The following is a 7,451-nucleotide window of genomic DNA, read 5'->3' on the forward strand; positions in this document are numbered from 1 at the left end:
CATGGTGCGCGACGGTGCCGCCGCTTTCGCCGCCGACAAGCTCGCGCCTCGCATCGAGGAGGCCTATCTCGACGAGAAGACCGATCCCTCGATCTTCCGCGAGATGGGCGAGGCGGGCCTGCTCGGCATCACCATTCCCGAGGAATATGGCGGGCTCGGCGCCAACTACGTCACCTATGGGCTGGTGGCGCGGGAAGTCGAGCGCATCGATTCCGGCTACCGCTCGATGATGAGCGTGCAGTCGTCGCTGGTGATGTACCCGATCCATGCCTATGGTTCGGACGAGCAGCGCAAGAAGTACCTGCCGAAGCTCGCCTCCGGCGAATGGATCGGCTGCTTCGGCCTCACCGAGCCGGATGCCGGTTCCGACCCGGGCGGCATGAAGACGCGAGCCGAGAAGACGGCGGGCGGCTACAGGCTTTCCGGCTCGAAGATGTGGATCTCCAACGCCCCGATCGCCGACGTCTTCGTCGTCTGGGCGAAATCGGCGGCGCACGACAACCAGATCCGCGGTTTCGTGCTGGAGAAGGGAATGAAGGGGCTGTCGGCGCCGAAGATCGGTGGCAAGCTGTCGCTGCGCGCGTCAATCACCGGCGAGGTGGTGATGGATGGCGTCGAGGTCGGCGAAGACGCGCTGCTGCCCAATGTCTCGGGCCTCAAGGGGCCGTTCGGCTGTCTCAACCGGGCGCGCTACGGTATCTCCTGGGGCGCGATGGGCGCCGCTGAGGATTGCTGGCACCGGGCGCGGCAATACGGCCTGGACCGCAAGCAGTTCGGCAAGCCGCTCGCCGGCACGCAGCTCTTCCAAAAAAAGCTCGCCGACATGCAGACCGAGATCACGCTGGGCCTGCAGGGCTCGCTCAGGGTCGGGCGGCTCATGGACGAAGGCAAGATGGCGCCGGAGATGATCTCGATCGTCAAGCGCAACAATTGCGGCAAGGCGCTCGACATCGCCCGCCAGGCCCGCGACATGCACGGCGGCAACGGCATCCAGATCGGCTACCACGTCATGCGCCATGCGCAGAACCTGGAGACGGTCAACACCTATGAAGGCACGCATGACGTGCATGCGCTGATCCTCGGACGGGCGCAGACTGGTATCCAGGCGTTTTTCTAAGCCGGCAACGCTGCTTAAATTAGGTGCAGCGCAACATCTCTGCTTGGAGAATGGCCTGCATTTGTGTCAGGGTTCGGCGAAGTGAAACGCCGAACCCCGGGGCACCATGGCAATTCTGGCAGCTGTCCACCACCTGACCCACTACAAATACGACCGGCCGGTCGTGCTTGGGCCCCAGGTGATCAGGCTGCAGCCGGCGCCGCATTCGCGCACCAAGGTGCTAAGCCACTCGCTGAAGGTCGAACCGAAGAATCACTTCGTCAACCTGCAGCAGGACCCTTACGGCAACTTCCTCGCCCGCTTCGTCTTCCCTGAGCCGGTGAACGAGCTCAAGATCGAGGTCGATCTCGTCGCCGACATGACGGTCTACAATCCGTTCGATTTCTTCGTCGAGGAATCGGCCGAGAATTTTCCGTTCGAGTATCCGGAAGAAATCAGGGAAGACCTCGCCATCTACCGGACGCCGGAGCCGGCGGGGCCGCTGCTGTCGGCTTTCCTCGGAACGATCGACCGCAGCCCGAGGAACACCGTCAATTTCCTCGTCGACCTCAACGCGCGACTGCAACGCGAGATCGCCTACATCGTGCGCATGGAGACAGGTGTCTTTTCGCCGGAGGAGACGCTGGCCGCGGCCAAGGGCTCGTGCCGGGATACCAGCTGGCTCCTGGTGCAGATCCTGAGGAATCTCGGCATCGCCGCGCGCTTCGTCTCCGGCTACCTGATCCAGCTCAAGCCGGATCTCGTCTCGCTGGACGGGCCGCCCGGCACCGCTGTCGACTTCACCGACCTGCATGCCTGGTGCGAGGTCTATATTCCGGGCGCCGGCTGGATCGGCTTCGACCCGACCTCGGGCCTGCTCACCGGCGAGAGCCATGTGCCGCTGGCCGCCACTCCGCATTTCCGCAACGCCGCGCCGATTTCCGGCATGGCGAGCTTCGCTAATGTCGATTTCGGCTTCGACATGCGGGTCGACCGCATCGCCGAGCATCCACGCATCACCAAGCCGTTTTCGGACGAAAGCTGGCAGGCGCTCGACGCGCTGGGCAACAAGGTCGACGCGGCGCTCACCGCGGGCGACGTTCGCCTCACCATGGGCGGCGAGCCGACCTTCGTGTCGATCGACGATTTCGAGTCGGCGGAATGGAACACGGCGGCGGTTGGCCCGACCAAACGTGAGAAGGCTGATGCATTGATCCGCCGGCTGCGCGAACGCTTCGCGCCGGGCGGCTTCCTCCACTATGGCCAGGGCAAGTGGTATCCGGGCGAAAGCCTGCCGCGCTGGACCTTCTCGCTCTACTGGCGCACCGATGGCGAGCCGGTGTGGCGCGACCCGTCCCTGATCGCGCGCGAAAGGAGCGAGACGGACATCGGGCCGCAGCAGGCCGAAAGCCTGCTGACGGCGATCGCCGGCGAGCTCGGCATCGACAAGGCGATGGTCAGCGAGGCCTATGAGGATCCGGCCGAATGGCTGCTCAAGGAAGGCAAGCTGCCGGACAATGTCGATCCGTCCAATTCCAAGCTGGAGGACCCGGAAGAGCGCAGCCGCATGGCGCGGGTGTTCGAGCGCGGCCTGACCAAACCGTCGGGCTATGTGCTGCCGGTGCAGCGCTGGAACAGCCAGGCAGCGGGGCCGCGCTGGCGATCGGAGAAATGGAAGACCAGGCGTGGCCGGTTGTTCCTGGTTCCCGGCGATTCGCCGGTCGGCTATCGCTTGCCGCTTGGCACTCTGCCCTATGTGCCGCCGGCGCAATTCCCCTACATCGTGCCGGTCGACCCATCGGTTCCGCGTGGCCCGCTGCCGGAGCGCGCGGCCATTTTGCCGGTAGCGTCGCCGGCCGAACTGGAAGGCGCCGACGATATGGCGCGCCGCCAGCAGGCGGTGTCGTTCACCGCAGTGGTCGGCCAGCAGGACCGTGTCGAACAGCAGATCGCCGAGATCGGCGGCGCGGTGCGCACCGCGCTCACCGTCGAGCCGCGCGATGGCCGACTCTGCGTGTTCATGCCGCCGGTCGAGGCGCTGGAAGATTATCTCGAACTGGTCGCGGCGGCCGAGAACGCCGCGCGCTCGATCGGACTGCCGGTGCACATCGAGGGCTACGGCCCGCCGCACGATCCGCGTCTCAACGTCATCCGCGTTGCTCCCGATCCCGGCGTCATCGAGGTCAATATCCATCCCGCCGCCAACTGGCAGGAATGCGTTGCCACGACCACGGCAATCTACGAGGAGGCGCGGCAGTCGCGACTCGGCACCGACAAGTTCATGATCGACGGCCGCCATACCGGCACCGGCGGAGGCAACCATGTCGTGGTGGGCGGCGCGACGCCGAACGACAGCCCGTTCCTGCGCCGGCCCGACCTCTTGAAGAGCCTGGTGCTGCAATGGCAGCGCCACCCGTCGCTGTCCTACCTGTTCTCGGGCCTGTTCATCGGCCCGACCAGCCAGGCGCCGCGTTTCGACGAGGCGCGCCACGACTCGCTCTACGAACTCGAAATCGCGATGGCGCAGGTGCCGCATCCCGATAAGGGCGCGGCCCCGTTGCCATGGCTGGTCGATCGGCTGTTCCGCAATCTCTTGACCGACGTCACCGGCAACACGCACCGCTCCGAAATCTGCATCGACAAATTGTTCTCGCCCGACGGCCCGACCGGCCGGCTGGGCCTCGTCGAGTTCCGCGGTTTCGAGATGCCCCCCAATGCGCGCATGAGCCTGGCGCAGCAACTGTTGGTGCGCGCTATCATCGCCCGCGCGTGGAAGAACCCGCTCGATGGCCGCTTCGTGCGCTGGGGCACCTCGCTGCACGACCGCTTCATGCTGCCGCACCATGTCTGGGCGGATTTCCTCGACGTGCTGGAGGACCTGAAGCTCAACGGCTTCGAATTCCGTCCGGAATGGTTCGCCGCGCAGCTCGAATTCCGCTTTCCCTTCTGCGGCGAGGTCCAGCATGCCGGCGTCAAGCTGGAGCTCAGGCAGGCGCTGGAACCTTGGCACGTGATGGGCGAGCAAGGCGCGATCGGCGGCACCGTGCGCTTCGTCGATTCTTCCGTCGAGCGGCTCCAGGTGAAGACGGAGGGCCTCAATCCGGAGCGTCACGCCGTCGTCTGCAACGGCCGCGTCGTACCGATGAACGTGACGGACAACAGGGAGATTGCGGTGGCGGGCGTGCGCTTCAAGGCCTGGCAGCCAGCCTCGGGCCTGCATCCGGCGCTGCCGGTCAACACGCCGCTGGTCTTCGATATCTACGACCGCTGGTCGGGCCGGGCGGTGGGCGGCTGCGTCTACCATGTCGCGCATCCCGGCGGGCGCAATTACGACACCTTCCCGGTCAATGGCAACGAGGCGGAGGCGCGGCGGCTTGCCCGCTTCGAGCCACGCGGCCACACACCGGCGGGTTACGTGCTCCACAACGAAGAAGCTTCTGAAGATTTCCCGATGACCCTTGACCTCAGGCGGCCTCCAAGACTCTGATCGACGATGGCGAAGGGGAATCAGAAGAAGATAGGCGGCAAGCCGCTGAGCCACAGTCTGCTGGAGCACTACCAGCCGATCGACGGCGTCGTCGACGAGATGGTCGACGCCTCGGGCAATCCGCGCCCGGTCTGGCGCGCCTTCATCGAGGCGCTGGAGGACCTTGGCCCTGAAAAGCTCGCCCAGCGCTTCGCCCGCGCCGACCAGTATCTGCGCGACGCCGGCGTCTATTACCGCGTCTACGACAAGGCGGGCGCCAATGAGCGCGAGTGGCCCCTGGCGCATGTCCCGCTGCTGATCGAGGAAAAGGAATGGGCCGCGATCAGCGCCGGCCTCGTGCAGCGCGCCGACCTTTTCGAGGAGATTCTGGCCGACGTCTACGGTCCGAACCGGCTGATTCAAAAGGGCATCCTGCCGGCCAGCCTGATCGCCGCCAGCCCGGAATATTTGCGGCCCGTCGCCGGCACAAGGCCGGCCAGCGGCCATTTCCTCCACATGCTGGCCTTCGAGCTTGGCCGCGGTCCGGACGGCCGCTGGTGGGTGCTGGGCGACCGCACGCAGGCGCCGTCGGGCGCGGGCTTCGCGCTGGAGAACCGTGTCGCCACCACGCGCGCGCTGTCCGACATCTATGGCGAGATGCATGTCCATCGCCTCGCCGGCTTCTTCCGCCGTTTTCGCGACGCGCTGATCGGCATGGCCAAGGACACTGGCGGGCGCGTCGCCATCCTGACGCCGGGACCGCTCAATGAGACCTATTACGAGCACGCCTATATCGCGCGCTATCTCGGCATCATGCTGCTCGAAGGCGAGGACCTGACCGTCTCCAGCGGCAAGCTGATGGTGCGCACCGTCTCGGGGTTGAAGCCGATCGGCGTGCTGTGGCGGCGGCTCGATGCCGCCTTCGCCGATCCGCTGGAACTCAGGCCGGATTCTCAGATCGGCACGCCCGGCCTGGTCGAGGCGATCCGCAGCGGCACGGTCTCGGCCGTCAATGCGCTGGGCTCGGGCCTGATGGAGACGCGGGCGCTGCTATCCTTCCTGCCGAGGATTTCCAGGGAATTGCGCGGCGAAGAATTGCTGCTGCCGAGCGTCGCCACCTGGTGGTGCGGGCAGGACAACGAGCGCGACCATGTGCTTGCCAATTTCGACCGCATGGTGGTCGGACCGGCGCTGTCGACACGGCTTGCCTTCGAGGACGACGATGCGACCAGGCTGGGATCGATGCTCTCCGATGCCGAGCGGGCCGAACTGGTGGCGCGGATCAAGGGCAGCGGCGGCGACTTCGTCGGCCAGGAAGCAGTGACGCTTTCGACAACGCCCGTCTATGTCGGCGGCTGGCTGGAGCCGCGGCCGGCCAGCCTGCGCGTCTATCTGGCGCGCACGGCGGATGGCTGGACGGTGATGCCCGGCGGTTTTGCCCGGGTCGGCTTCTCGCAGGACACGACAGCCATAGCCATGCAGCGCGGCGGCCAGGCGGCGGATGTCTGGGTGGTCAGCGACCGGCCGGTCGAGCGCGAGACACTGCTGCCGCAGGAGCATGACAGCTTCACCCGCTCCATGCCTGGGAGTCTGCCCAGCCGCGCGGCGGAGAACCTGACATGGCTCGGCCGCTACATCGAGCGATCGGAAGACACGGCCCGCGTGCTGCGCGCCTATCATGTGCGGCTGGCTGAGACCTCCGATCCTGAAACGCCGCTGCTTGCCGATATCAGGGATTATCTCGAACCGTTCGGCATCGACGTCGAAACGGCGATCCCGCTTGGCCTGATCGGCACGCTAGACAGCGCCGTCTACAGCGCCGGGCAGATTCGCGACCGTTTTTCGCCGGATGGCTGGCTGGCGCTGAAGGACCTGTCGAAGACCATCCATCAGTTCGCCAGGACCGTGGCGCCAGGCGACGACGCGACCCGGGCGATGACGGTGATCCTGCGCAAGCTCGCCGGCTTCTCCGGCCTGCTGCACGAGAACATGTACCGCTTCACCGGCTGGCGCTTTCTCGAAATCGGCCGGCGGCTGGAGCGCGGCATCCAGATCGCCCGCATGCTTGCCCGGCTGACCAGGGCTGGCGCGCCCGACGGCGCGCTCGACATGATGCTGGAGATCGGCGACAGCGTCATGACTCATCGCCGGCAGTACCCGGTGCAGGCCGGCCGGCGCACGGTGATCGATCTCCTGGCGCTCGACCCGCTCAACCCGCGCTCCATCCTGTTTCAGCTCGAGCGGTTGAAGGCGGAGATCGGCATGCTGCCTTCGAGCGGCGGCGAAGGGCACATGTCGCCGGCGGCAAAGGAAATCCTTCAGCTCAACACGGCGATCGCCGTCATGGAACCCTCGGACATGACGGCGCAAGTCATCGACGATCTCGCCAATGAGATCGGCGGCCTCTACAACAGCCTCGCCAAGGCCTTTTTCGGATAGCGCATGCTCTACGACATCAGGCTTCATCTGAGCTACGACTATGATGCCGCGGCCGGTGGCGGCCGGCACCAGGTGCGCGTGCTGCCGCCGACGATTGGCGGCGTGCAGCGGGTAGTCGCGGCTTCGCTGTCCTTCGTGCCGGCTCCAGGCGAGCGCTCCGACTTTTCCGATTTCTTTGGCAACAACGTCACTTCGATCGCCTTTCGCGATGCACATGACGCGCTCGACATCCGGATGAGCGCGCGCGTGTCGGTGTCGCGCCCGGAACCGGGGCTGGACGTATCGCCCGACCTCCAGCGGCTGCGGGAAGAACTCGGCGGCGTGCGGTCGCTGTCGCCGGATTCCCCGCATCATTTTCTTGCCGCCAGCGATCATGCCGGCATCGATTCCGCGATCACCGCCTATGCGAAAGGCAGCATCGCCGGCTCGACCGTCGCCACGGTCCTGGAC

4 protein-coding genes are annotated in these 7,451 nt (G+C 66.1%); all 4 read left to right on the plus strand.

The features are described from left to right. Position 1 precedes the first annotated feature (1 nt). A complete protein-coding gene (locus EN781_RS20195; RefSeq protein WP_145965561.1) occupies positions 2-1,117 on the plus strand; it encodes an acyl-CoA dehydrogenase in 1,116 nt (371 codons plus the stop codon). A gap of 106 nt (positions 1,118-1,223) precedes the next feature. Continuing rightward, positions 1,224-4,583 (plus strand): transglutaminase family protein, encoded by a 3,360-nt coding sequence (locus EN781_RS20200; protein ID WP_126058516.1) that lies wholly within the window; start codon positions 1,224-1,226, stop codon positions 4,581-4,583. 6 nt (positions 4,584-4,589) lie between these two features. Further along, on the plus strand, positions 4,590-7,001 hold the full coding sequence (locus tag EN781_RS20205) for a circularly permuted type 2 ATP-grasp protein (RefSeq protein WP_126058517.1): 2,412 nt from the start codon (positions 4,590-4,592) through the stop codon (positions 6,999-7,001). A gap of 3 nt (positions 7,002-7,004) precedes the next feature. Continuing rightward, positions 7,005-7,451 (plus strand): transglutaminase N-terminal domain-containing protein (locus EN781_RS20210; protein ID WP_281034382.1); only part of this gene is annotated, 447 nt, incomplete at its 3' end.

Origin of the sequence: Mesorhizobium sp. M4A.F.Ca.ET.090.04.2.1 (assembly GCF_003999085.1) — a bacterium.
Classification (GTDB): Bacteria; Pseudomonadota; Alphaproteobacteria; order Rhizobiales; family Rhizobiaceae; genus Mesorhizobium.

Coding starts and splice junctions, on each gene's coding strand:
- EN781_RS20200 (WP_126058516.1), top strand. CDS start 1,224: ATGGCAATTCTGGCAGCTGTCCACCACCTGACCCACTACAAATACGAC.
- EN781_RS20195 (WP_145965561.1), top strand. CDS start 2: ATGGTGCGCGACGGTGCCGCCGCTTTCGCCGCCGACAAGCTCGCGCCT.
- EN781_RS20205 (WP_126058517.1), top strand. CDS start 4,590: ATGGCGAAGGGGAATCAGAAGAAGATAGGCGGCAAGCCGCTGAGCCAC.